This is a genomic window from Paenibacillus lycopersici (assembly GCF_010119935.1).
Classification (GTDB): domain Bacteria; phylum Bacillota; class Bacilli; order Paenibacillales; family Paenibacillaceae; genus Paenibacillus_Z; species Paenibacillus_Z lycopersici.
This window is the reverse complement of sequence record NZ_CP048209.1, coordinates 6,312,995-6,334,480: the sequence shown is the minus strand read 5'-3', so window position 1 is coordinate 6,334,480 and position 21,486 is coordinate 6,312,995. Positions and strand designations below refer to the sequence as shown.

The 21,486-nt window shown below is 52.1% G+C and carries 23 protein-coding genes and 1 other annotated feature; all 23 genes read left to right on the top strand.

Annotated features, from left to right (window positions below; genetic code table 11):
- Nucleotides 1–44: 44 nt before the first annotated feature.
- The 23 genes from rplK (at nt 45) to rpsQ (ending at nt 21,446) form a co-directional block, all read left to right on the top strand.
- Complete coding sequence (rplK, locus tag GXP70_RS27795) at nt 45–470, top strand: 50S ribosomal protein L11 (RefSeq protein WP_090583195.1); 426 nt, start codon at nt 45–47, stop codon at nt 468–470.
- 135 nt (nt 471–605) lie between these two features.
- The gene (gene rplA / locus GXP70_RS27790; RefSeq protein ID WP_162359863.1) at nt 606–1,298 is read left to right on the top strand and encodes a 50S ribosomal protein L1; all 693 of its coding nucleotides are present in this window, start codon (nt 606–608) and stop codon (nt 1,296–1,298) included.
- A gap of 18 nt (nt 1,299–1,316) precedes the next feature.
- Nucleotides 1,317–1,476, top strand: a sequence feature (ribosomal protein L10 leader region).
- A 59-nt stretch (nt 1,477–1,535) separates the two neighbouring features.
- Nucleotides 1,536–2,033, top strand: coding sequence for a 50S ribosomal protein L10 (gene rplJ, locus GXP70_RS27785; protein WP_162359861.1), 498 nt, complete (start codon nt 1,536–1,538; stop codon nt 2,031–2,033).
- 157 nt (nt 2,034–2,190) lie between these two features.
- Nucleotides 2,191–2,553 carry a 50S ribosomal protein L7/L12 gene (gene rplL, locus GXP70_RS27780; RefSeq protein WP_162359859.1) on the top strand — a complete coding sequence of 121 codons (363 nt, stop codon included), beginning with the start codon at nt 2,191–2,193 and terminating at the stop codon, nt 2,551–2,553.
- 91 nt (nt 2,554–2,644) lie between these two features.
- A complete protein-coding gene (locus GXP70_RS27775) occupies nt 2,645–3,247 on the top strand; it encodes a class I SAM-dependent methyltransferase (protein WP_162359857.1) in 603 nt (200 codons plus the stop codon).
- Nucleotides 3,248–3,592: 345 nt separating this feature from the next.
- On the top strand, nt 3,593–7,156 hold the full coding sequence (gene rpoB, locus GXP70_RS27770) for a DNA-directed RNA polymerase subunit beta (protein WP_162359856.1): 3,564 nt from the start codon (nt 3,593–3,595) through the stop codon (nt 7,154–7,156).
- Nucleotides 7,157–7,327: 171 nt separating this feature from the next.
- Entirely contained in the window at nt 7,328–10,924 is a 3,597-nt protein-coding gene (rpoC, locus tag GXP70_RS27765; RefSeq protein WP_450091391.1) for a DNA-directed RNA polymerase subunit beta', read from the top strand.
- A 259-nt stretch (nt 10,925–11,183) separates the two neighbouring features.
- Nucleotides 11,184–11,384, top strand: coding sequence for a ribosomal L7Ae/L30e/S12e/Gadd45 family protein (locus GXP70_RS27760; protein ID WP_318652394.1), 201 nt, complete (start codon nt 11,184–11,186; stop codon nt 11,382–11,384).
- A gap of 133 nt (nt 11,385–11,517) precedes the next feature.
- Complete coding sequence (gene rpsL, locus GXP70_RS27755) at nt 11,518–11,937, top strand: 30S ribosomal protein S12 (RefSeq protein WP_162359851.1); 420 nt, start codon at nt 11,518–11,520, stop codon at nt 11,935–11,937.
- A gap of 70 nt (nt 11,938–12,007) precedes the next feature.
- Entirely contained in the window at nt 12,008–12,478 is a 471-nt protein-coding gene (rpsG, locus tag GXP70_RS27750; RefSeq protein WP_162359849.1) for a 30S ribosomal protein S7, read from the top strand.
- Between the two features lie 29 nt (nt 12,479–12,507).
- On the top strand, nt 12,508–14,586 hold the full coding sequence (fusA, locus tag GXP70_RS27745; RefSeq protein WP_162359834.1) for an elongation factor G: 2,079 nt from the start codon (nt 12,508–12,510) through the stop codon (nt 14,584–14,586).
- Between the two features lie 115 nt (nt 14,587–14,701).
- A complete protein-coding gene (tuf, locus tag GXP70_RS27740) occupies nt 14,702–15,892 on the top strand; it encodes an elongation factor Tu (RefSeq protein ID WP_162359832.1) in 1,191 nt (396 codons plus the stop codon).
- A 412-nt stretch (nt 15,893–16,304) separates the two neighbouring features.
- Entirely contained in the window at nt 16,305–16,613 is a 309-nt protein-coding gene (gene rpsJ, locus GXP70_RS27735) for a 30S ribosomal protein S10 (RefSeq protein ID WP_005544556.1), read from the top strand.
- A gap of 40 nt (nt 16,614–16,653) precedes the next feature.
- The gene (rplC, locus tag GXP70_RS27730) at nt 16,654–17,274 is read left to right on the top strand and encodes a 50S ribosomal protein L3 (protein ID WP_162359830.1); all 621 of its coding nucleotides are present in this window, start codon (nt 16,654–16,656) and stop codon (nt 17,272–17,274) included.
- Between the two features lie 25 nt (nt 17,275–17,299).
- Entirely contained in the window at nt 17,300–17,923 is a 624-nt protein-coding gene (gene rplD, locus GXP70_RS27725) for a 50S ribosomal protein L4 (protein WP_162359828.1), read from the top strand.
- Complete coding sequence (gene rplW, locus GXP70_RS27720) at nt 17,923–18,213, top strand: 50S ribosomal protein L23 (protein ID WP_162359826.1); 291 nt, start codon at nt 17,923–17,925, stop codon at nt 18,211–18,213. The genes rplD and rplW overlap by 1 nt, the downstream gene beginning before the upstream one ends.
- Before the next feature lie 62 nt (nt 18,214–18,275).
- Nucleotides 18,276–19,106 carry a 50S ribosomal protein L2 gene (gene rplB / locus GXP70_RS27715; RefSeq protein ID WP_162359825.1) on the top strand — a complete coding sequence of 277 codons (831 nt, stop codon included), beginning with the start codon at nt 18,276–18,278 and terminating at the stop codon, nt 19,104–19,106.
- A gap of 68 nt (nt 19,107–19,174) precedes the next feature.
- Nucleotides 19,175–19,456, top strand: coding sequence for a 30S ribosomal protein S19 (rpsS, locus tag GXP70_RS27710; RefSeq protein WP_162359823.1), 282 nt, complete (start codon nt 19,175–19,177; stop codon nt 19,454–19,456).
- Nucleotides 19,457–19,496: 40 nt separating this feature from the next.
- Nucleotides 19,497–19,832: a 50S ribosomal protein L22 gene (gene rplV, locus GXP70_RS27705; protein ID WP_162359821.1), complete on the top strand. Its 336-nt coding sequence runs from the start codon at nt 19,497–19,499 to the stop codon at nt 19,830–19,832.
- A gap of 13 nt (nt 19,833–19,845) precedes the next feature.
- On the top strand, nt 19,846–20,508 hold the full coding sequence (rpsC, locus tag GXP70_RS27700; RefSeq protein ID WP_162359819.1) for a 30S ribosomal protein S3: 663 nt from the start codon (nt 19,846–19,848) through the stop codon (nt 20,506–20,508).
- Between the two features lie 2 nt (nt 20,509–20,510).
- Nucleotides 20,511–20,945, top strand: coding sequence for a 50S ribosomal protein L16 (gene rplP / locus GXP70_RS27695; RefSeq protein ID WP_162359817.1), 435 nt, complete (start codon nt 20,511–20,513; stop codon nt 20,943–20,945).
- Entirely contained in the window at nt 20,935–21,135 is a 201-nt protein-coding gene (rpmC, locus tag GXP70_RS27690) for a 50S ribosomal protein L29 (protein WP_161705093.1), read from the top strand. Before rplP ends, rpmC begins: the two co-directional genes overlap by 11 nt.
- A gap of 47 nt (nt 21,136–21,182) precedes the next feature.
- Nucleotides 21,183–21,446: a 30S ribosomal protein S17 gene (gene rpsQ / locus GXP70_RS27685; RefSeq protein ID WP_162359815.1), complete on the top strand. Its 264-nt coding sequence runs from the start codon at nt 21,183–21,185 to the stop codon at nt 21,444–21,446.
- The last annotated feature ends 40 nt before the right edge of the window (nt 21,447–21,486 follow it).

Genomic DNA, 21,486 nt, shown 5'->3' with positions numbered 1-21,486 from the left:
TTTCGCCGCGAAGATGTGATTACTACGGCAAGGAGGTGTTCACAATGGCAAAAAAGGTCATCAAGTTGGTAAAACTGCAAGTTCCAGCGGGTAAAGCGAATCCGGCTCCGCCGATCGGTCCAGCGCTTGGTCAAGCAGGTGTTAACATCATGGCGTTCTGTAAAGAGTTCAACGCTCGTACAGCTGATCAAGCGGGTCTTATCATTCCGGTTGTAATCACGGTGTTCGAGGATCGTTCGTTCACTTTCGAAACGAAAACGCCGCCGGCTGCTGTTCTTCTGCGCGTTGCTGCCAAGATCGCTAAAGGATCGGGCGAGCCGAACAAGAAGAAAGTCGCTACGGTTAAACGTTCCGTCGTTCGCGAGATCGCAGAACAAAAAATGCCGGATCTCAACGCAGCTTCTGTTGAAGCGGCTATGCGTATGGTTGAAGGTACTGCACGCAGCATGGGCGTTGTCATCGAGGACTAATTCTCGATCGGCGCATGCGCTGGACACGCTAGAGTGCGTTGTCTAACCGGCGGAACGATTCGTTCTGACGGGTGGGAGGGTCTCCAGGAACAGTTGGAGGATTTCCGCTACTACCACATAAGGAGGAGATTTCTAATGGCTAAACACGGCAAGAAGTACCAAGAAGCTGCGAAGCTGATTGACGCCGAAGCAACTTACGAGTCGTTCGAAGCGATCGAACTCGTTAAGAAAGCCGCTACTGCAAAATTCGACGAAACCGTTGAAGTTGCCGTACGTCTGGGCGTTGACCCTAAGAAACAAGACCAAGCCGTTCGTGGCGTTGTTGTACTCCCGCACGGAACTGGTAAAACAAAACGCGTGCTCGTTTTTGCGAAAGGCGACAAAGCCAAAGAAGCAGAAGCGGCAGGCGCGGATTATGTCGGCGATGCTGACGTAATCGCTAAAATCCAACAAGGCTGGTTCGAGTTCGACGTTTGCGTTGCGACTCCGGACATGATGGCTGAAGTTGGTAAGCTCGGCCGTATCCTCGGCGGTAAAGGCCTCATGCCTAACCCTAAAGCGGGTACTGTAACGTTCGACGTTACGAAGGCCGTACAAGAAATCAAGGCCGGTAAGATTGAATACCGTCTTGACCGTGCAGGTCAAATCCATGCACCGATCGGTAAAGTATCGTTCGACTCCGAGAAGCTGAACGAGAACTTGAAGACGCTGATCGATGCGCTGAACCGTGCAAAACCGGCTGCAGCCAAAGGGGTTTACCTGAAAGGCATTTCCGTTTCCTCGACGATGGGACCTGGCGCTCGTTTGAACGCTGCTTCGTTCCGCTAAGAGCTCGGACGGGAATTTGAGAATCGAATATGCATACCGAAGACAGTAGGTGCTGTGACAGGCTTAATTTCCTACCGAGGTGTTATGATAAACGTGTTTGTGCGCCCGCCTTCGGGGTGGGCGAGTAACGGACCATCATGGCCTTCGCTCTGTCTGCGGGGGCCTTTCTCATGCATCGCGGGGAAGGATTCCGCTGCAACAATCGGGATGTTGACAACATAACGGGAGGTGTACATTTTGGCAAACGCAAAAATTATTCAAGGTAAAGAGCAAGCCGTTGCGGAAATCGCCGCGAAACTTCGCGAGAGCTCCAGCACCGTTGTTGCCGATTACCGTGGTCTTAACGTTGCGCAAGTAACGGAACTTCGTAAACAATTGCGCGAAGCTAACGTCGAGTTCCAAGTACTGAAAAACTCGCTCGTTCGCCGTGCGACTGCAAACACGGAACTGACTGATTTGGATGCTGTCCTGGCTGGCCCTACGGCTATTGCTTTCTCCAAAGAGGACGCAGTTGCTCCAGCCAAAATCCTGGCGGACTTCGCTAAGAAGAACGAAGCTTTGAAACTTAAAGGCGGCGTAGTAGAAGGTCAAGTATTTAGCGCGGATCAAATCAAAGCGCTGGCAGAACTGCCATCCCGCGAAGGTTTGCTCTCCATGCTCCTCAGCGTGCTCCAAGCGCCTATGCGCAACTTCGCCCTTGCGGTTAAGGCTGTCGCGGAGAAACAAGAAGCTTAAGAATGATTGGTTTGTGGAGACCTTTGGTCGACACAGCATTCATTCAAAGAATGATTGGTTTGTGGAAACCTTTGGTCGACACAGCATTCATTCAACAAACCGGCTTGCCGGATAACAGGCAATACCAAACTAAAACAAATTATTGGAGGTTTATCTCATGAGTAAAGAGCAAATCTTGGAAGCCATCAAAGGCATGAACGTTCTTGAACTGAACGACCTGGTTAAAGCAATCGAAGAAGAATTCGGCGTAACTGCTGCAGCACCTGTAGCATTCGGCGGCGGCGCAGCTGCAGCTGTAGTCGAAGAGCAATCCGAGTTCGACGTTATCTTGAACAACGCTGGCGCTTCCAAAATCAACGTTATCAAAGTCGTTCGCGAAATCACGGGTCTTGGCCTGAAAGAAGCGAAAGATCTTGTTGACGGCGCTCCTAAGCCAATCAAAGAAAAAGTATCCAAAGAGGATGCTGAAGCTGTTAAAGCAAAACTCGAAGAAGCTGGCGCTTCCGTAGAAGTGAAGTAATAACCCGCTCTTCAGCGGCGAACCCCTTGAAGCGATCGCTTCAAGGGGTTTCCTTATGAATGGGCAGGCGCCAAGGAACAGGAGGGACGGCATGTCGGATCACTATTACGCGCAATCGCCGGGAACCAAGCATGATCGCCGGCAAATCGAAACGATGCTGCGCGGCCATCAGCTGCGGTTTGTGACGGATGCGGGCGTTTTCTCGAAGACGGGCGTCGATTTTGGCAGCCGCGTGCTGCTGGATGCGCTTGAGCTTGGCGAAAGCGACCGAATCCTGGATGTCGGTTGCGGCTACGGGCCGATGGGGATCGCGGCGGCGAAGCTTGCGCCGGGCGGTCATGTGACAATGATCGACATTAATGAACGGGCCGTGGCGCTGGCGAACGAAAATATCCGTTTGAATGGCGTGAAGAACGCGACTGCGCTGCAGAGCGATCTGTACGCAGGCGTTCAAGATCGGCGATTCGATGCGATTTTGACCAATCCCCCGATCCGGGCGGGCAAAGAAGTCGTTCACCGGGTATTCGAAGAAGGAGCAGCGCTGCTCAATGCGGGCGGTTCGATGTGGGTCGTCATTCAGAAGAAGCAAGGGGCGCCTTCCGCGGAGGCGAAATTGGAGGCCGTATTCGGGAACGTCGAGGAAGTCACGAAAGAAAAAGGATACCGAATCTTTAGGGCGATGAAAGAGCAATAGGCAAGCGGAATCAATAGTTGACTTGGCTTTCCTACTGTGGTATCATTATAAAATGTCAGCATTAAAATGGGCGCATTCTCTTTAGTTGACTAAAATGTCAAGCGTGATTTTAAGCGTATAAATGAAGCGAATTTGACGTATAATGTTTACATTTTGGGTCAAAATTACTTGGTATGAGACTTTTACGGGTTGTGCCGCGTAGAGGGTTGACTGACAGAAGCATGCTCTTTTTTCGAACTTTCGATAAGGGCTTTTCTTTATTTGAATCAGAATTTGCTGCTGCACATTCTGGTTACAGCAATGTTTGTGTATACAAGGTCATTGTTCACTTTCTGTGAAGCAGACATGAGGGGTGAGGTTAAGTTGGCAGGACAACTTGTTCAGTATGGGCGTCGCACGCGTAGAAGCTATGCCCGCATCCGCGAGGTGCTCGAAGTTCCGAACCTGATTGAAATCCAACAAAAATCGTACGAGAAGTTTTTGGATAAGGACTTGCTTGAGCTTTTCCAAGACATCTCGCCGATTCAGGATTTTACGGGTAATTTGATGCTTGAGTTCATCGACTATTCGCTTGGCGAGCCTAAGTATTCCGTCGATGAGTCGAAAGAACGCGACGTGACGTATGCAGCACCGCTTCGCGTTAAAGTGCGGCTCATTAACAAGGAAACCGGCGAAGTGAAAGAGCAAGAAGTGTTCATGGGTGATTTCCCGTTGATGACCGAGACGGGAACATTTATCATCAATGGCGCGGAACGCGTCATCGTCAGCCAATTGGTTCGTTCGCCTAGCGTTTACTTTAGCACGAAAGTGGACAAAAACGGCAAGAAAAATTATACGGCTACGGTGATTCCGAACCGCGGCGCTTGGCTGGAGCTCGAAACCGATGCGAAGGACATCATTTATGTCCGTATTGATCGTACGCGTAAAATTCCGGTAACGGTGCTTCTGCGTGCGCTTGGTTTCGGAACGGATGCCGAGATTTTGGATTTGCTGGGGCATGACGAGTATATTCGGAACACGCTCGATAAAGATAACACCGATTCCACTGAAAAAGCGCTTATCGAAATTTACGAAAGACTTCGTCCGGGCGAACCGCCGACGCTGGATAACGCGAAGAGCCTGCTCGTTGCGCGTTTCTTCGATCCGAAGCGTTACGACCTGGCGAACGTCGGCCGCTACAAAATCAACAAGAAGCTGCATATCAAGAACCGTCTGTTCAACCAGCGCTTGGCAGAGACGTTGTTCGATCCGTCGACTGGCGAAATCTTGGCGGAAGCCGGACAGATGATTGACCGCCGTTTGCTGGATGAATTGATTCCGTACTTGGAGAACAATGTCGGCTTCAAGACGTATCAAGTCGCCAATGGCGTACTGGATGCGGATAGTATACCTCTGCAAACCGTGAGCGTATTCTCGCCGCTTGACGAGACCAAAGTCATCAAAGTCATTGCCAATGGCTTGATCGACAAGTCGGTTAAGCATATCACGCCTGCAGACATCATTGCTTCCATCAACTACTTCATCGATTTGCTCCATGGCGTCGGAAGCACGGACGATATCGACCACTTGGGCAACCGCCGTTTGCGTTCCGTTGGCGAGCTCCTTCAGAACCAATTCCGGATCGGCTTGTCCCGTATGGAACGCGTCGTCCGCGAACGGATGTCGATTCAAGACGCGAATGCGATTACGCCGCAGGCGCTTATTAATATTCGTCCGGTCATTGCGTCGATCAAGGAGTTCTTCGGATCTTCTCAATTGTCGCAGTTCATGGATCAGACGAACCCGCTTGCCGAGCTGACGCATAAACGCCGTCTGTCCGCGCTCGGTCCGGGCGGTTTGACGCGTGAGCGCGCGGGCTTCGAGGTTCGGGACGTTCATAACTCTCACTATGGCCGGATGTGCCCGATCGAGACGCCGGAGGGTCCGAACATCGGTTTGATCAACTCCTTGTCGACTTTTGCTCGCATCAACGAGTATGGTTTCATCGAGGCGCCTTACCGTTGGGTAGATCCGAAGACGGGCGTCGTAACGGAGCAGATCGCTTATCTGACGGCCGATGAAGAAGATAACTACGTTATCGCGCAAGCGAACGCGAAGCTCGATGAAGAAGGCAAGTTCGTCGATGAAGCGGTTATCGTTCGTTACAATAAGCAAGCCGACAATATCTTGACCATGCCGACAGATCGCGTGGACTACATGGACGTATCGCCAAAACAAGTTGTATCCGTCGCGACGGCGCTCATTCCGTTCCTCGAGAACGATGACTCCAACCGCGCGCTCATGGGATCCAACATGCAGCGGCAAGCCGTTCCGCTTCTTATTCCGAAATCGCCGCTGGTCGGCACGGGAATGGAGCATAAGTCCGCGAAGGATTCCGGGGTATGTATCGTTTCCAAGCATGACGGCATCATCGAACGCGTATCGGCCAACGAAATTTGGCTGCGCCGCGTCGAAATGGTCGATGGCAAACCGGTTACGGGCGATTTGGTGAAACATAAGCTGCACAAGTTTATGCGTTCCAACCAAGGCACGTGCATCAACCAGCGTCCGATCTGCCAAAAAGGCGACATCGTGAAGAAAGGCGATATCCTTGCAGACGGTCCTTCCACGGAAATGGGCGAATTGGCGCTCGGCCGCAACGTTGTCGTTGCGTTCATGACGTGGGAAGGCTACAACTACGAGGATGCCATCCTGCTAAGCGAGAAGCTGGTCAAAGAAGACGTGTACACGTCCATTCATATCGAGGAATATGAATCCGAGGCGCGCGACACGAAGCTGGGGCCGGAAGAAATTACGCGCGATATTCCGAACGTGGGCGAAGAAGCGCTACGGAATCTGGATGAGCGCGGCATTATCCGCGTCGGCGCCGAAATCAGCGCAGGCGACATTCTCGTCGGCAAAGTAACGCCGAAAGGCGTTACGGAATTGACGGCGGAAGAACGTTTGCTGCATGCGATCTTCGGCGAGAAGGCGCGCGAAGTGCGCGATACGAGCTTGCGCGTACCGCATGGTACCGACGGTATCGTCGTCGACGTGAAAGTGTTCACCCGCGAGAACGGCGACGAGCTGCCTCCTGGCGTGAATCAACTCGTTCGCGCATACATCGCGCAGAAACGTAAGATTTCCGAAGGCGACAAGATGGCAGGACGCCACGGTAACAAAGGGGTCATCGCGCGTATCCTTCCGGAAGAAGATATGCCGTTTCTGCCGGACGGCACGCCGGTCGAGGTCGTTCTTAACCCGCTGGGCGTACCTTCCCGGATGAACATCGGTCAAGTGCTCGAGGTTCACCTTGGCATGGCCAGCAAGCGTCTCGGCATTCATGCCGCTACGCCGGTATTCGACGGCGCGAGCGAGTATGACGTGTTCGATACGATGGAAGAAGCAGGCATGCAGCGCAACGGCAAGACGATCCTCTACGACGGGCGCTCCGGCGAGCCGTTCGAGCGCGAGGTTACCGTCGGCGTCATGTACATGATCAAACTGGCGCACATGGTTGACGATAAAATCCATGCGCGTTCCACGGGTCCTTACTCGCTCGTTACGCAGCAGCCGTTGGGCGGTAAAGCGCAGTTCGGCGGACAGCGTTTCGGCGAGATGGAGGTTTGGGCGCTCGAAGCTTACGGTGCCGCTTATACGCTGCAAGAGATTTTGACCGTCAAATCCGACGATGTCGTCGGCCGCGTCAAAACGTATGAGTCCATCGTTAAAGGCGAGAACGTGCCGGAGCCGGGCGTACCGGAGTCGTTCAAAGTTTTGATCAAAGAGCTTCAAAGCCTGGGCATGGACGTGAAAATCCTGACCGAGAACGAAGAAGAGATCGAAATGAAAGAAATCGACGACGAGGACGACGGCGCTTCGGATAAACTGAACCTCAATCTTGAAGGTGCAGAAGTCGGCGTGGAGTAACAGCTTCCATGGCCTTGAATACATGATGCCGATTCGTCTTCACGGGCGAGTCAAGCCGGTGAGCGCCTGATACGGGCGCAATCCGGCTGAACGGCATTCAGAGCAGCAAAACACAAGTGAACCAGGACGAAGGAGGGTTGCTCCTTGTTGGACGTGAACAACTTCGAGTATATGAAGATTGGATTGGCATCTCCGGATAAAATCCGATCGTGGTCCCGCGGAGAAGTAAAGAAACCGGAAACGATTAACTACAGAACATTGAAGCCGGAGAAAGAAGGTCTTTTCTGCGAGAAGATCTTCGGACCGACGAAAGACTGGGAATGCCACTGCGGCAAGTACAAACGCGTTCGTTACAAAGGCGTCGTCTGCGATCGCTGCGGCGTCGAAGTAACGCGGGCGAAAGTGCGCCGCGAACGGATGGGACACATCGAGCTTGCGGCTCCCGTATCGCATATTTGGTATTTCAAAGGCATCCCAAGCCGGATGGGGCTTGCGCTCGACATGTCGCCCCGCTCGCTGGAAGAGATCATTTACTTCGCATCTTATGTCGTGACGGATCCGGGCGATACGCCGCTTGAGAAGAAGCAGCTGCTGTCCGAGAAGGAATACCGCAGCTACCGCGAGAAGTACGGCTACGGCTTCCAGGCGGGAATGGGCGCGGAAGCGGTCAAGAAGCTGCTGCAGGACATCGACGTTGAACGCGAGCTTGAGCAGCTGAAAGAAGATTTGCGTACGGCACAAGGCCAACGCCGTAACCGTGCGATCAAGCGTCTTGAAGTCATCGAGGCGTTCCGCAACTCCGGCAATATGCCGGAATGGATGATCCTTGACGTGCTGCCGGTCATCCCGCCGGAGCTTCGCCCGATGGTGCAATTGGACGGCGGACGTTTCGCGACGTCCGACTTGAACGATCTGTACCGCCGTGTCATTAACCGTAATAATCGTCTGAAGCGTCTGCTTGATCTGGGCGCGCCGGACATTATCGTGCAGAACGAGAAGCGGATGCTGCAAGAAGCGGTAGACGCGCTGATCGATAACGGCCGCCGCGGCCGCCCTGTAACGGGTCCGGGCAACCGTCCGCTTAAATCGCTCAGCCATATGCTGAAAGGCAAACAAGGACGTTTCCGTCAGAACTTGCTCGGTAAACGGGTCGACTATTCCGGTCGTTCCGTTATCGTCGTCGGTCCTAGCCTGAAAATGTTCCAGTGCGGTTTGCCGAAAGAAATGGCGCTCGAGCTCTTCAAGCCGTTCGTCATGAAAGAGCTGGTCAACAAGAACCTGGCGCATAACATCAAGAGCGCGAAGCGCAAAGTCGAACGCGTCAGCCCTGAAGTGTGGGATGTGCTCGAAGAAGTAATCAAGGAGCACCCGGTCCTCCTGAACCGTGCCCCGACGCTTCACAGACTCGGCATCCAGGCTTTCGAGCCGATCTTGGTCGAAGGCCGCGCCATCAAGCTTCACCCGCTCGTATGTACGGCGTATAACGCCGACTTCGACGGTGACCAAATGGCCGTTCACGTACCGCTTTCCGCGGAAGCGCAAGCTGAGGCTCGTCTGCTGATGCTGGCTTCGGGCAACATTTTGAACCCGAAAGACGGCAAGCCTGTCGTTACGCCTTCGCAGGATATGGTTCTCGGCAGCTTCTACTTGACGATGGATAACAAAGAAGGCAAAGGCAGCGGCTCCGTGTTCGCGACGGTCAACGAAGCGATTTCGTCGTACCAGCGCGGTATCGTGTCATTGCATGCGCGGATCTTCATCCCTGTCAAGGTGCTGAAGAAAACGTCCTTCACGGATGCGCAGCAAAAGGCGCTCATTTGCACGACTGTCGGCAAAGTGATTTTCAACGAAATTTTCCCGGCCGATTTCCCTTACATCAACGAACCGTCCAAGGTGAACTTGCTGCAAGGCACGCCGGATAAATATTTTGTCCATGAGAAGGGCGCGGATCTCCTTCAGTTCATGGATGGCTTGTCGCAAATCGGCGGCGTAGGCAAAGAGTACCTCGGCTTAGTTATTGCGGAATGCTTCCGTCAATACCATACGACGCGTACTTCCGTCATGCTTGACGACATTAAACAACTCGGATTCACGTATTCCACGCGCGCAGGCATCACGGTTGCCGTTGCAGACGTTGTCGTGCCGGCGGAGAAGAAGGAAATCCTGCGGGAATCCGAAGATAAAGTTAAGGTCGTTACGAATCAGTACCGCCGCGGTCTGATTACGAACGAAGAACGGTATGACCGCGTTATCGAGATCTGGAGCAAAACGAAGGATCAGATTACGGATATCCTCATGAAATCGATGGACCGCTACAACTCCATCATGCTCATGGTCGACTCCAAAGCGCGGGGCAACAAATCTCAAATCACGCAGCTCGGCGGCATGCGCGGTCTGATGGCCAACCCATCCGGCCGGATCATCGAGTTGCCGATCAAATCGAACTTCCGCGAAGGCCTGACCGTCCTCGAGTACTTCATCTCGACGCACGGCGCGCGTAAAGGTCTTGCCGATACCGCCCTGCGTACAGCGGACTCGGGTTACCTCACGCGCCGTCTCGTCGACGTTGCGCAGGATGTTATCGTTCGCGAAGACGATTGCGGTACGGACAAAGGCTTCCTGGTCAGCAAGATCCAGGACGGCAAAGAAGTCATCGAGGACCTGTACGACCGTATTGAAGGCCGCTACTCGTTCGAGACCGTACGTCATCCGAAGACGGGCGAAGTCATCCTTCATCGCAATGAGCTGATCGATTCCAACAAAGCGGAAGCGATCGTAGAAGCTGGCGTCGAAAGGTTGCAGATCCGTTCCGTACTGAGCTGCCGCGCGCGTCACGGCGTATGTAAAATCTGTTACGGACGCAATCTGGCGACAGGCAAGTTCGTGGAGATCGGGGAAGCCGTCGGCATTATCGCGGCTCAATCGATCGGCGAGCCGGGCACGCAGCTCACCATGCGTACGTTCCACACCGGCGGCGTTGCCGGCGACGACATCACGCAAGGTTTGCCGCGTATCCAGGAGCTTTTCGAGGCGCGTAATCCGAAAGGTCAAGCGATCATTTCGGAGATCGACGGTGTCATCAAAGACATCCGCGAGACGAAGGACCGCCGCGAAATCGAAGTTCAGGGCGAGGCAGAGTCCAAAGTCTATTCGGTCACTTTCGGTTCCCGCATCCGCGTAGTCAAAGGCAAGCAAATCGAAGCCGGCGACGAGCTGACGGACGGTTCGATCGACCCGAAAGACATGCTGCGCATTAAGGGCATCCGCGGCGTGCAGAACTATATCCTTCAGGAAGTTCAGCGCGTATACCGGAACCAGGGCGTAGAAATCAACGACAAGCATATCGAGGTTATGGTGAAGCAGATGCTTCGCAAAATCCGCATCATCGAGGCCGGCGATACGCCGCTCCTTCCGGGCGCGTTCGTCGACATCCACGAGTACGAAGCGGCTAACCGCGAAGCGATTCTGTCCGGTAACGAGCCGGCAGTCGCGAAGCCGGTGCTGCTCGGTATTACCAAAGCATCCCTGGAGACGGATTCCTTCCTGTCCGCAGCTTCGTTCCAAGAGACGACACGTGTCTTGACCGACGCCGCGATCAAAGGAAAAGTCGACCAACTGCTCGGTCTGAAAGAGAATGTCATCATCGGCAAGCTGATTCCTGCAGGCACGGGCATGCAGCGCTATAGAAGCGTGCATGTAGCCGGCATGGACGATGACCAGCTCGACGAGCAGCAGCTTGAGGCCGAGACGGTATCCGTCGAATCTTAATTACCGGTAAGTTTAGGCATAAGGGAGAAGAGCGACCAAGGCAACTCTACCCAAGAGCGCCCGGGTTGCTCTTCATTCCGTTATGAATAGGCGATTTACTTATTTTTCATGGTATTAACGCTTCTAGATGCTTGACATTGCCCAAGCACAGATGCTAATATGTCGTAGTGTGCCTAATCGCACAACCTCTGCACTTGTCAGTTTTGATTGACTTGGAAGGTAGGTTATTATGCGATTCGTAATAGGTAGTAAGCAAACGATGAAGATGGTGGAGCAACGCAAAGCCACGCTCGTCTATGTTGCGCAAGATGCAGATCCGCGGCTGAAGAACAATATTGTTCGGCTTTGCGAGACGATGGAAGTGCCGATTACCTGGTCCGAATCCATGAAGAGCCTCGGGGAAACCTGTGGGATCGAAGTTGGTGCGGCGATGGCAGCGGTTGTGCCGGAAATCGAATAAGAACATATCGTTTTTACCGACCCGAGAGGGAAAGTAAAAACTTTCGTTTGTTTCTTTATGAACCGCCTGGATCTGTGGGCTTAAAAAGCCAATATGTCTTGAAGCTTTACTAAGTGAGGAAGGGGGATGCAACATGCCAACAATTAACCAACTAGTTCGCAAAGGCCGTGAAGCGAAAGTCGTTAAGTCGAAATCGCCAGCCTTGCAAAGAGGATTCAATGCGCTGAAGCGTGAGGAAACGAACCAAAGCTCGCCACAAAAACGCGGGGTTTGCACACGTGTAGGTACGATGACGCCTAAGAAACCAAACTCCGCCCTGCGGAAATACGCGCGTGTACGTTTGACGAACCGCGTAGAGGTTACAGCTTACATCGGCGGCATTGGCCACAACCTTCAAGAGCACAGCGTTGTACTGGTTCGCGGCGGCCGGGTAAAAGATCTTCCGGGTGTTCGTTACCACATCGTTCGCGGCGCGCTTGATACTGCCGGCGTTAACAACCGTAAACAAGCTCGTTCCAAATACGGAACGAAACGTCCGAAAGTCAAAAAATAATGAATGGATAGCCGGCAACGGTTAACCTCATCCTAAAATGTAAAACTAGAAGAAAGGGGGACTTCCACACATGCCACGCAAAGGTCCTGTAACAAAACGTGATGTTTTGCCAGATCCGATTTACAACAGCAAGCTCGTTACTCGCCTGATCAACCGTATCATGCTCGACGGTAAACGCGGTGTAGCAGCTACGATTCTGTATGATGCGTTCAAGCTCATCAACGAACGTACAGGCAAAGATCCGATGGAAGTTTTTGAAGTAGCAATTAAGAACATCATGCCAGTGCTCGAAGTTAAAGCGCGCCGTGTCGGCGGCTCGAACTATCAAGTGCCGATCGAAGTTAAACCGGAGCGCCGTACAGCGCTTGGTCTTCGTTGGTTGGTGAACTACTCGCGTAACCGTGGTGAGAAAACGATGGAGGAGCGTCTGGCTGCCGAAATCATCGATGCTTCGAACAACACGGGCTCTTCTGTTAAGAAACGCGAAGATACGCACAAAATGGCTGAAGCGAACAAAGCTTTCGCGCACTACCGTTGGTAGGATTCGCTTAAACGAGAGGAGATCGAATTATGGCAAGAGAGTTCTCCTTGAAAAATACGCGTAATATCGGGATCATGGCGCATATTGACGCTGGTAAAACGACTACGACAGAACGGATCCTGTTCTACACAGGCCGTACCCACAAAATCGGCGAGGTGCACGAAGGTGCGGCGACGATGGACTGGATGGAGCAAGAACAAGAGCGCGGTATCACGATTACGTCCGCAGCTACGACTGCTCAATGGAATGGTCACCGCATCAATATTATCGACACCCCGGGACACGTTGACTTCACGGTCGAAGTAGAACGTTCCCTGCGCGTATTGGACGGGGCCGTTGGTGTATTTAGTGCAAAAGAAGGCGTAGAGCCGCAGTCCGAGACGGTATGGCGTCAAGCTGACCGTTACGGCGTACCGCGTATCGCATACGTCAACAAAATGGATATCATCGGCGCAGACTTCCTTAACGTTGTTAAGGATATGCGCGAGCGTCTGCAAGCGAACGCGGTTGCGATTCAGCTTCCAATCGGCGCTGAGAACGACTTTGTAGGTGTAATCGACATCGTTGAACGCGTTGCTTACAAATACAAAGACGATCTTGGCAAAGATCCGGAGAAGATCGAAATTCCTGCGGACCTTAAGGACAAGGTCGAAGAGCTTCGTTTGGAACTCGTGGAGAAAGTGGCCGAGCTTGACGAAGAGCTTACGATGAAGTATCTCGAGGGCGAAGAGCTGACGATCGAAGAAATCAAAGGCGCGCTCCGCAAAGGCGTCTGCGAAGTCAAGATCTTCCCGGTTATTTGCGGATCCTCGTACCGTAACAAAGGCGTTCAACTGATGCTTGACGCCGTCGTTGACTACTTGCCAGCTCCGATCGACGTTCCGGACATCAAGGGCCACCTTGAAGACGGCACGGAGACGACTCGTAAGTCGGCCGACGACCAGCCTTTCTCGGCATTGGCGTTCAAAATCATGACTGACCCTTATGTTGGTAAATTGACGTTCTTCCGCGTATACTCCGGCGTGCTTAGCTCAGGCTCGTACGTAGTGAACGCAACGAAAAACAAACGTGAACGGATCGGCCGTATCCTTCAAATGCATGCGAACAGCCGTCAAGAGATCAGCGAAGTTTACTCCGGTGACATCGCGGCTGCAGTAGGCTTGAAAGATACGACTACCGGCGATACGCTTTGCGACGAGAAGAACCCGGTCATCCTTGAGTCGATGAACTTCCCTGAGCCGGTTATCCAGCTCGCGGTTGAGCCTAAGACGAAAGCGGACCAAGACAAAATGGGTATCGCGCTGCAAAAACTGGCTGAGGAAGATCCTACGTTCCGTGCGCACACGGACGAAGAGACCGGCCAAACGATCATCGCAGGTATGGGCGAGCTTCACCTTGAGATCCTCGTTGACCGCATGCTTCGCGAATTCAAAGTCGAAACAAACGTTGGTAAGCCGCAAGTAGCCTACCGCGAAACGTTCAAGACGGCTGCGAAGGTCGAAGGCAAATTCGTTCGTCAATCCGGCGGACGCGGTCAATTCGGCCATTGTTGGGTTGAATTCCAGCCGCTTGAGCCAGGCCAAGGCTTTATTTTCGAGAATAAAGTCGTCGGCGGCGCGATTCCTCGTGAATACATCGCTCCAGTTCAAGCCGGTATCGAAGAATCCATGAAGAACGGCGTTCTTGCCGGCTTCCCAATGGTTGACATCAAGGCGACGGTAGTCGACGGCTCCTACCACGACGTCGACTCCTCGGAGATGGCGTTCAAAATTGCCGGATCGATGGCGCTTAAAGCAGCAAAGGACAAATGTAATCCTTGCTTGCTCGAGCCGATCATGAAAGTAGAAGTAAGCGTTCCTGAAGAGTACATGGGCGACGTAATGGGCATGCTGAGCTCCCGCCGCGGTCGCATCGAAGGTTCGGACACGAAGCATGGCGCTTTGATCGTCCGCGCTAAGGTGCCTCTGGCAGAGATGTTCGGTTACTCGACAGTTCTTCGTTCCGGTACGCAAGGCCGCGGCGTATTCTCCATGGAGCTCTCGCACTATGAAGAAGTACCGCGTTCGATTTCGGAAGAGATCATCGCTAAGTCCAAAGGCGCTTCCTAGGAGCCTTTGACCATCAAGAATGGCATAAGCTGTACCTTGGCCGAATGATGGACGTCCTCGCGGCGTTCATTCGGCCGATCACATAATTCTCTAAATATTGAGGAGGAAGAGTTCAATGGCTAAGGCTAAATTTGAACGTAATAAACCGCACGTTAACATCGGTACTATCGGTCACGTCGACCATGGTAAAACTACGCTGACTGCTGCAATCACGACTGTACTCTCCAAAAAATACGGCGGTGCAGCTATCGCATTCGACCAAATCGACAAAGCGCCGGAAGAGCGCGAGCGCGGTATCACAATCTCCACAGCACACGTTGAGTACGAGACGCCTAACCGTCACTACGCACACGTTGACTGCCCAGGCCACGCCGACTATGTTAAAAACATGATCACCGGCGCAGCACAAATGGACGGCGCTATCCTGGTTGTATCCGCAGCTGACGGCCCTATGCCGCAAACGCGTGAGCACATCCTGCTGTCCCGTCAAGTAGGCGTGCCTTACATCGTCGTTTTCCTGAACAAATGCGACATGGTTGAAGACGAAGAGCTCCTCGAGCTCGTTGAGATGGAAGTTCGCGACCTTCTTAGCGAATACGAATTCCCAGGCGACGACACGCCAATCATCCGCGGTGCAGCTCGTGAAGCGCTGCAAAACCCAGATGGTCCTTGGGCTGACAAAATCGTTGAGCTGTTCGAACAAGTCGACAGCTACATCCCGACTCCGCAACGTGACACTGAGAAACCGTTCCTTATGCCAGTCGAGGACGTATTCACAATCACGGGCCGTGGTACGGTTGCTACGGGACGCGTTGAGCGTGGCGTAGTTAAAGTATCCGACGAAGTTGAAATCATCGGTATCGCTGAAGAAACTCGCAAATGCGTAGTTACAGGCGTTGAGATGTTCCGCAAATTGCTTGACTCCGCTCAAGCCGGCGACAACATCGGCGCACTGCTTCGCGGTGTTGATCGTAAAGACATCGAGCGTGGTCAAGTTCTGGCAAAGCCAGGTTCCGTTAAACCGCACACGAACTTTACGGCTCAAATCTACGTTCTGACTAAAGAAGAGGGCGGACGTCATAAGCCTTTTTTCACGGGTTACCGTCCACAGTTCTACTTCCGTACAACTGACGTTACAGGTATCATCTCCCTGCCAGAAGGCACTGAGATGGTTATGCCTGGCGACAACATCACGGTTACGGTTGAACTGATCGCTCCAATCGCGCTTGAAGAAGGTACTCGCTTCGCTATTCGCGAAGGCGGCCGTACTGTAGGCGCTGGCGCAGTTGCATCCATCCAAAAATAATAAAGCCGCGGCGTAAGCTGCGCTTTGAAGCCCTCACTTCGGTGAGGGTTTTTTTCATTCCATAACCGAACAGAATTCTCATAATTTGAGGTTTGCGGAGAAAGCGTTTTTTCAATAATAATGAGTAAGACGTTTTTGAGCGTGACAGACGAAACGGCAAGAATCATTCGAACAAGTAACCGTTCGGCGTGCCGGCGGGCATGTAGAAGATGCCAACGAAGAAATCATTGCAAACACAAGGATTTATGTTGCAATCGCCCACTGGATTAGATATAATAGTGAAGTTGGTCTGTGACGTTGCGATGATGTGAGAGGTTGCCGACACACACGGCTCCTTTGCCATGAGGAGCGTGTCGGGTTTTCTTACGGAGTATGTCCGATACTAAATTGGGCGATAGAAGGAGGGACTTATATGGCTAAGCAAAAGATTCGTATTCGCTTGAAAGCATACGATCACAGAATTCTGGATCAATCCGCAGAGAAGATTGTTGAAACTGCGAAACGTTCCGGTGCAGGCGTGTCTGGGCCGATTCCGCTTCCAACCGAGAAGCAAATCATCACCATTCTGCGTGCGGTACACAAGTACAAGGATTCTCGTGAACAATTCGAGATGCGCACACACAAGCGTTTGATCGACATTGTGAATCCAACACCGCAAACGGTTGATGCATTGATGCGTCTTGACCTGCCATCCGGTGTAGATATCGAAATCAAACTGTAAGAAACGTTATTTCAACATGGAAAGGGAATGAGGTGTCAACATGAAAGGTATCTTAGGTAGAAAACTGGGGATGACGCAAGTATTCACTGCCGACGGTAACGTAGTTCCGGTAACGGTTATCGAAGCAGGTCCTTGTGTTGTTTTGCAAAAGAAAGACCAAGAGAACGATGGATATACATCCATTCAAGTAGGTTTCGCCGACAAGAAAGAAAGCAGAACGAACAAGCCGGAAATCGGCCACGCGAAAAAAGCCGATACGGCTCCTAAGCGCTACATTCGTGAATTCCGCGGCGTAAACGGGGGATTTGAAGTTGGCCAAGAGATCAAGGCTGACCTATTCACTGCTGGCGAATTCGTTGACGTAACAGCTACGTCCAAAGGTAAGGGTTTCACGGGTACGATCAAACGTTGGAACCAAAGCCGCGGACCGATGGCTCACGGCTCGCGTTACCACCGCGGTCCAGGTTCGATGGGTTCCATCCAAGCGAACCGCGTACCGAAAGGTAAACACCTGCCAGGTCACATGGGAAGCGAAACGGTTACGATTCAAAACCTTGAAATCGTACGCGTTGACGCGGAACGTAATGTATTGCTCGTTAAAGGCTCCGTTCCAGGCGCTAAAAACAGCTTTGTAAAAGTTAAATCCACGGTGAAGAAATAATCGTTAAAGAAAGGAGGAACATGAAATGCCGAAAGTAGCACTTTATAGCGTGAACGGTTCGCAAGTGGGCGAGATCGAATTGTCCGAAGCGGTATTCGGTATCGAACCGAACGTTCACGTCCTGCATAGCGCAGTATTGCTTCAGCAAGCTTCTGAACGCAGAGGCACGCATGACACGAAGGGTCGCTCCGAAGTACGCGGCGGCGGACGTAAGCCTTGGAAACAAAAAGGCACGGGCCGCGCTCGTCAAGGTTCCATTCGTGCACCGCAATGGGTTGGCGGCGGTACGGTTTTCGGACCAACGCCTCGCAGCTACAGCTTCAAACTTCCTAAAAAAGTTCGTCGCTTGGCAATCAAATCCGCACTGTCTTCGAAAGTAATCGACAACGAAATTATCGTTCTTGATCAACTGGCGCTCGCGCAACCGAAGACGAAAGAATTCGCTGCGATCTTGAACAACCTGAAAGTGGCTCGCAAAGCACTTGTTGTTACAGCGAACTATGAGGACAATGTTGCACTGTCCGCGCGTAACATTCCTAACGTGAAGTTCGTTGCAGCCGATGGCATCAATGTTCTCGACGTTATGAAATACGACCAGCTGATCATCACGAAGGAAGCGGTCGAAAAAGTACAGGAGGTGCTTGCGTAATGAAAAATCCACGCGATATTATCAAGCGCCCGATCATTACGGAACAAACGAGCGAATTCATGGCGAACAAACGTTATGTTTTCGAAGTTGATCTTCGTGCCAACAAGACCGAGATCAAACTCGCGATCCAATCGATCTTCAAAGTAAAAGTAACGAGCGTGAACACGCTGCGCATGCCGGCGAAACCGAAGCGTTACGGAAGACACAGCGGATATACGTCCGAGTGGAAAAAAGCGATCGTTCAATTGAGCGCTGACAGCAACGAGCTTGAATTTTTCGAAACAGTTTAATTCACGCTCGGCCCTCGGGGCTGACGGGGTTGAACGAGATATTGGTTAAGGAGGGAATCTAAGTGCCTATTAAGAAGTATAAACCGACTTCTCCAGCGCGTCGTGCGATGTCCGTCTCGACTTTCGAAGAGATCACGACAAGCACACCGGAGAAATCGCTTCTTGCGCCGCTTTTCAAAAAAGCCGGTCGTAACAACCAAGGCAAAATTACGGTTCGCCATCATGGTGGCGGCCATAAACGTAAATACCGGATTATCGACTTTAAACGTAACAAGGACGGTATCGTTGGTAACGTAGCGACGATCGAATACGATCCGAACCGTACGTCCAACATCGCCCTGATCCACTACGTGGACGGCGAGAAGAGCTACATCATCGCTCCTAAAGGTTTGAAAGTTGGCGATAAGATCGTATCCGGCCCGGCAGCCGATATCAAGATCGGCAACGCATTGCCGCTTGAGAACATTCCGGTCGGTACAGTTATCCACAACATCGAGCTGAAGCCTGGCAAAGGCGGACAACTTGTTCGTGCCGCAGGCACGGAAGCTCAGCTTCTTGGTAAAGAAGAACAGTACGTTACGATTCGCTTGACGTCCGGCGAAGTTCGTCGTATCCTGAAAACTTGCCGTGCAACAATCGGTTCCGTCGGTAACGAAGATCACGAGCTCGTGAAAATCGGTAAAGCCGGCCGTTCCCGTTGGCTCGGCAAACGTCCTGAAGTCCGCGGTGTCGTCATGAACCCGAACGATCACCCGCACGGTGGTGGTGAAGGCCGCGCTCCGATCGGACGTAAATCCCCGATGTCTCCATGGGGCAAGCCTACGCTTGGTTTCAAAACACGCAAGAAGAAAAAAGCATCGAGCCAATACATCGTGCGTCGCCGCACGAAATAATAGGCGCCTTGGCGTCATCTGCGTGACGCGCAGCGTCGCGTAACGCTAGCGTGAAGGGAGGATCATCCATGGGTCGCAGTTTGAAGAAAGGTCCGTTTATCGACGGCTACCTGCTGAAAAAAGTTGAAGTGCTGAACGAAACGAACAAGAAAGTCGTTGTTAAAACTTGGTCGCGCCGTTCGACAATTTTCCCGCAATTCATCGGCCACACTTTCGCTGTTTATGACGGCAAGAAACACGTGCCGGTTTATGTGACGGAAGATATGGTTGGACACAAACTCGGTGAGTTCGCGCCAACGCGTTCGTACAAAGGTCACGGTAACGATGACAAGAAAACGGGTCGTCGTTAATCGATTGAATAAGGATTAATGATCGAGAGGAGGTTCATCCATGCCAGAAGCTAAAGCATACGCTAACCATGTCCGCATTGCTCCTCGCAAAGCGCAGCTGGTTGTGGACTTGATTCGCGGCAAGCAAGTTGGCGAAGCGATCGCAATTCTGCGTCACACGCCAAAATCGGCTTCCCCAATCGTTGAGAAGCTGCTGAATTCCGCTATCGCAAACGCGGAGCACAACTTCCAACTGGACGTTAACAAGCTTGTCATTTCGCAAGTATTCGTTAACCAAGGTCCAACCATGAAACGTTTCCGCCCGCGCGCTATGGGCCGCGCTAGCCGGATTAACAAAAGAACCAGCCACATCACTTTGGTGGTATCCGAAAAATAAGGAGGGACAACGTGTGGGACAAAAAGTAAACCCGGTCGGTCTTCGTATCGGCGTTATCCGTGATTGGGAATCCAAATGGTACGCTGGCAAAGACTTCGGCGACTTGCTTATGGAAGACGTAAAAATCCGTGAGCACCTCAAAAACAAGTTGAAAGATGCGGCTGTTTCCAAGTTCGAAATCGAACGTGCGGCAAACCGCGTTAACGTTACGATTCATACAGCTAAGCCTGGTATGGTTATTGGTAAAGGCGGCTCCGAGGTTGAAAACCTGCGTTCCGAGCTTTCCAAAATCGCTAAAGGCAAAAAAGTGCACATCAACATCTCCGAGATCAAAAATCCGGAATTGGATGCCGTACTCGTTGCGGAAAGCATCGCGCAACAACTCGAGCGTCGGATCTCGTTCCGTCGTGCAATGAAACAATCCATTCAACGTACAATCCGTGCTGGCGCAAAAGGTATCAAAACGTCCGTTAGCGGTCGTTTGGGCGGCGCTGAGATTGCTCGTCAGGAAGGCTACAGCGAAGGTACGGTTCCACTTCATACGCTGCGTGCAGACATTGATTATGGAACAGCGGAAGCTCACACGACTTACGGCCGTATCGGCGTAAAAGTCTGGATCTACCGCGGCGAAATCCTTCCGACTAAGAAGAAAGCTCCACAGGAAGGAGGCAACTAATCATGTTGGTCCCAAAACGTGTCAAACACCGTAAGCAACAACGCGGTCACATGAAAGGTCGCGCTAAAGGCGGCGTTGAAGTAGCATTCGGCGAATACGGCCTGCAAGCCCTCGAGCCTGCATGGGTGACGAACCGTCAGATCGAAGCGGCGCGTATCGCGATGACTCGTTATATCAAACGTGGCGGTAAAGTTTGGATCAAGATCTTCCCGGCGAAACCTATTACGCAGAAACCTCTGGAAGTCCGGATGGGTAGCGGTAAAGGTAACGTCGAGAAGTGGGTTGCAGTCGTGAAACCGGGCAAAATAATGTTCGAGCTTGCTGGCGTATCTGAAGAGATCGCACGCGAAGCTATGCGTCTTGCGGCACATAAACTGCCAGTTAAAACGAAGTTCGTGAAACGCGAAGAAGTGGGTGGTGAAGCAAATGAAAGCTAATGAATTCCGCAACCTTACCTCTGTTGAACTCGAACAAAAAGTCGCTGGTTTCAAAGAAGAGCTATTCAACCTTCGTTTTCAATTGGCTACCGGCCAACTGGAAAACCCAACTCGTATCCGCGATGTTCGTAAGGATATAGCTCGTGCCAAAACCGTTCTTCGTGAAAGAGAACTCGGAATCAGCAGCTAGTCTGCGATCGTCCGTAACGAATAACGAATTGTGGAAGGAGGATGAACATGAGCGAACGCAATGCCCGCAAAGTTCAAATCGGTAAAGTCGTATCTGACAAGATGGATAAAACTATCGTTGTCTCGATCGAGACATACAAGAAACACGATCTGTACCACAAACGGATTAAATACACGAAAAAATTCAAGGCTCATGACGAGAACAACCAAGCGAAGATCGGCGACATCGTCAAAGTCATGGAAACTCGCCCGTTATCGAAAGACAAACGGTTCCGCCTGGTCGAAATCGTTGAAGCTGCTGTTATTTTGTAAGAATGCTTCCCGTTAAGCATTTTCCCGAAAGGAGGACGTT

Bases quoted from the DNA above. Each gene is read 5' to 3' on its own strand.
- rpsG (WP_162359849.1), top strand. From the start codon at position 12,008: ATGCCACGCAAAGGTCCTGTAACAAAACGTGATGTTTTGCCAGATCCG.
- rplD (WP_162359828.1), top strand. From the start codon at position 17,300: ATGCCGAAAGTAGCACTTTATAGCGTGAACGGTTCGCAAGTGGGCGAG.
- rplP (WP_162359817.1), top strand. From the start codon at position 20,511: ATGTTGGTCCCAAAACGTGTCAAACACCGTAAGCAACAACGCGGTCAC.
- rplK (WP_090583195.1), top strand. From the start codon at position 45: ATGGCAAAAAAGGTCATCAAGTTGGTAAAACTGCAAGTTCCAGCGGGT.
- rpsS (WP_162359823.1), top strand. From the start codon at position 19,175: ATGGGTCGCAGTTTGAAGAAAGGTCCGTTTATCGACGGCTACCTGCTG.
- rpoB (WP_162359856.1), top strand. From the start codon at position 3,593: ATGAGGGGTGAGGTTAAGTTGGCAGGACAACTTGTTCAGTATGGGCGT.
- rpmC (WP_161705093.1), top strand. From the start codon at position 20,935: ATGAAAGCTAATGAATTCCGCAACCTTACCTCTGTTGAACTCGAACAA.
- tuf (WP_162359832.1), top strand. From the start codon at position 14,702: ATGGCTAAGGCTAAATTTGAACGTAATAAACCGCACGTTAACATCGGT.
- rplW (WP_162359826.1), top strand. From the start codon at position 17,923: ATGAAAAATCCACGCGATATTATCAAGCGCCCGATCATTACGGAACAA.
- GXP70_RS27760 (WP_318652394.1), top strand. From the start codon at position 11,184: ATGAAGATGGTGGAGCAACGCAAAGCCACGCTCGTCTATGTTGCGCAA.
- rplL (WP_162359859.1), top strand. From the start codon at position 2,191: ATGAGTAAAGAGCAAATCTTGGAAGCCATCAAAGGCATGAACGTTCTT.
- rpoC (WP_450091391.1), top strand. From the start codon at position 7,328: ATGAAGATTGGATTGGCATCTCCGGATAAAATCCGATCGTGGTCCCGC.
- rplA (WP_162359863.1), top strand. From the start codon at position 606: ATGGCTAAACACGGCAAGAAGTACCAAGAAGCTGCGAAGCTGATTGAC.
- rpsL (WP_162359851.1), top strand. From the start codon at position 11,518: ATGCCAACAATTAACCAACTAGTTCGCAAAGGCCGTGAAGCGAAAGTC.
- rpsJ (WP_005544556.1), top strand. From the start codon at position 16,305: ATGGCTAAGCAAAAGATTCGTATTCGCTTGAAAGCATACGATCACAGA.
- rpsQ (WP_162359815.1), top strand. From the start codon at position 21,183: ATGAGCGAACGCAATGCCCGCAAAGTTCAAATCGGTAAAGTCGTATCT.
- rplC (WP_162359830.1), top strand. From the start codon at position 16,654: ATGAAAGGTATCTTAGGTAGAAAACTGGGGATGACGCAAGTATTCACT.
- rplV (WP_162359821.1), top strand. From the start codon at position 19,497: ATGCCAGAAGCTAAAGCATACGCTAACCATGTCCGCATTGCTCCTCGC.
- GXP70_RS27775 (WP_162359857.1), top strand. From the start codon at position 2,645: ATGTCGGATCACTATTACGCGCAATCGCCGGGAACCAAGCATGATCGC.
- fusA (WP_162359834.1), top strand. From the start codon at position 12,508: ATGGCAAGAGAGTTCTCCTTGAAAAATACGCGTAATATCGGGATCATG.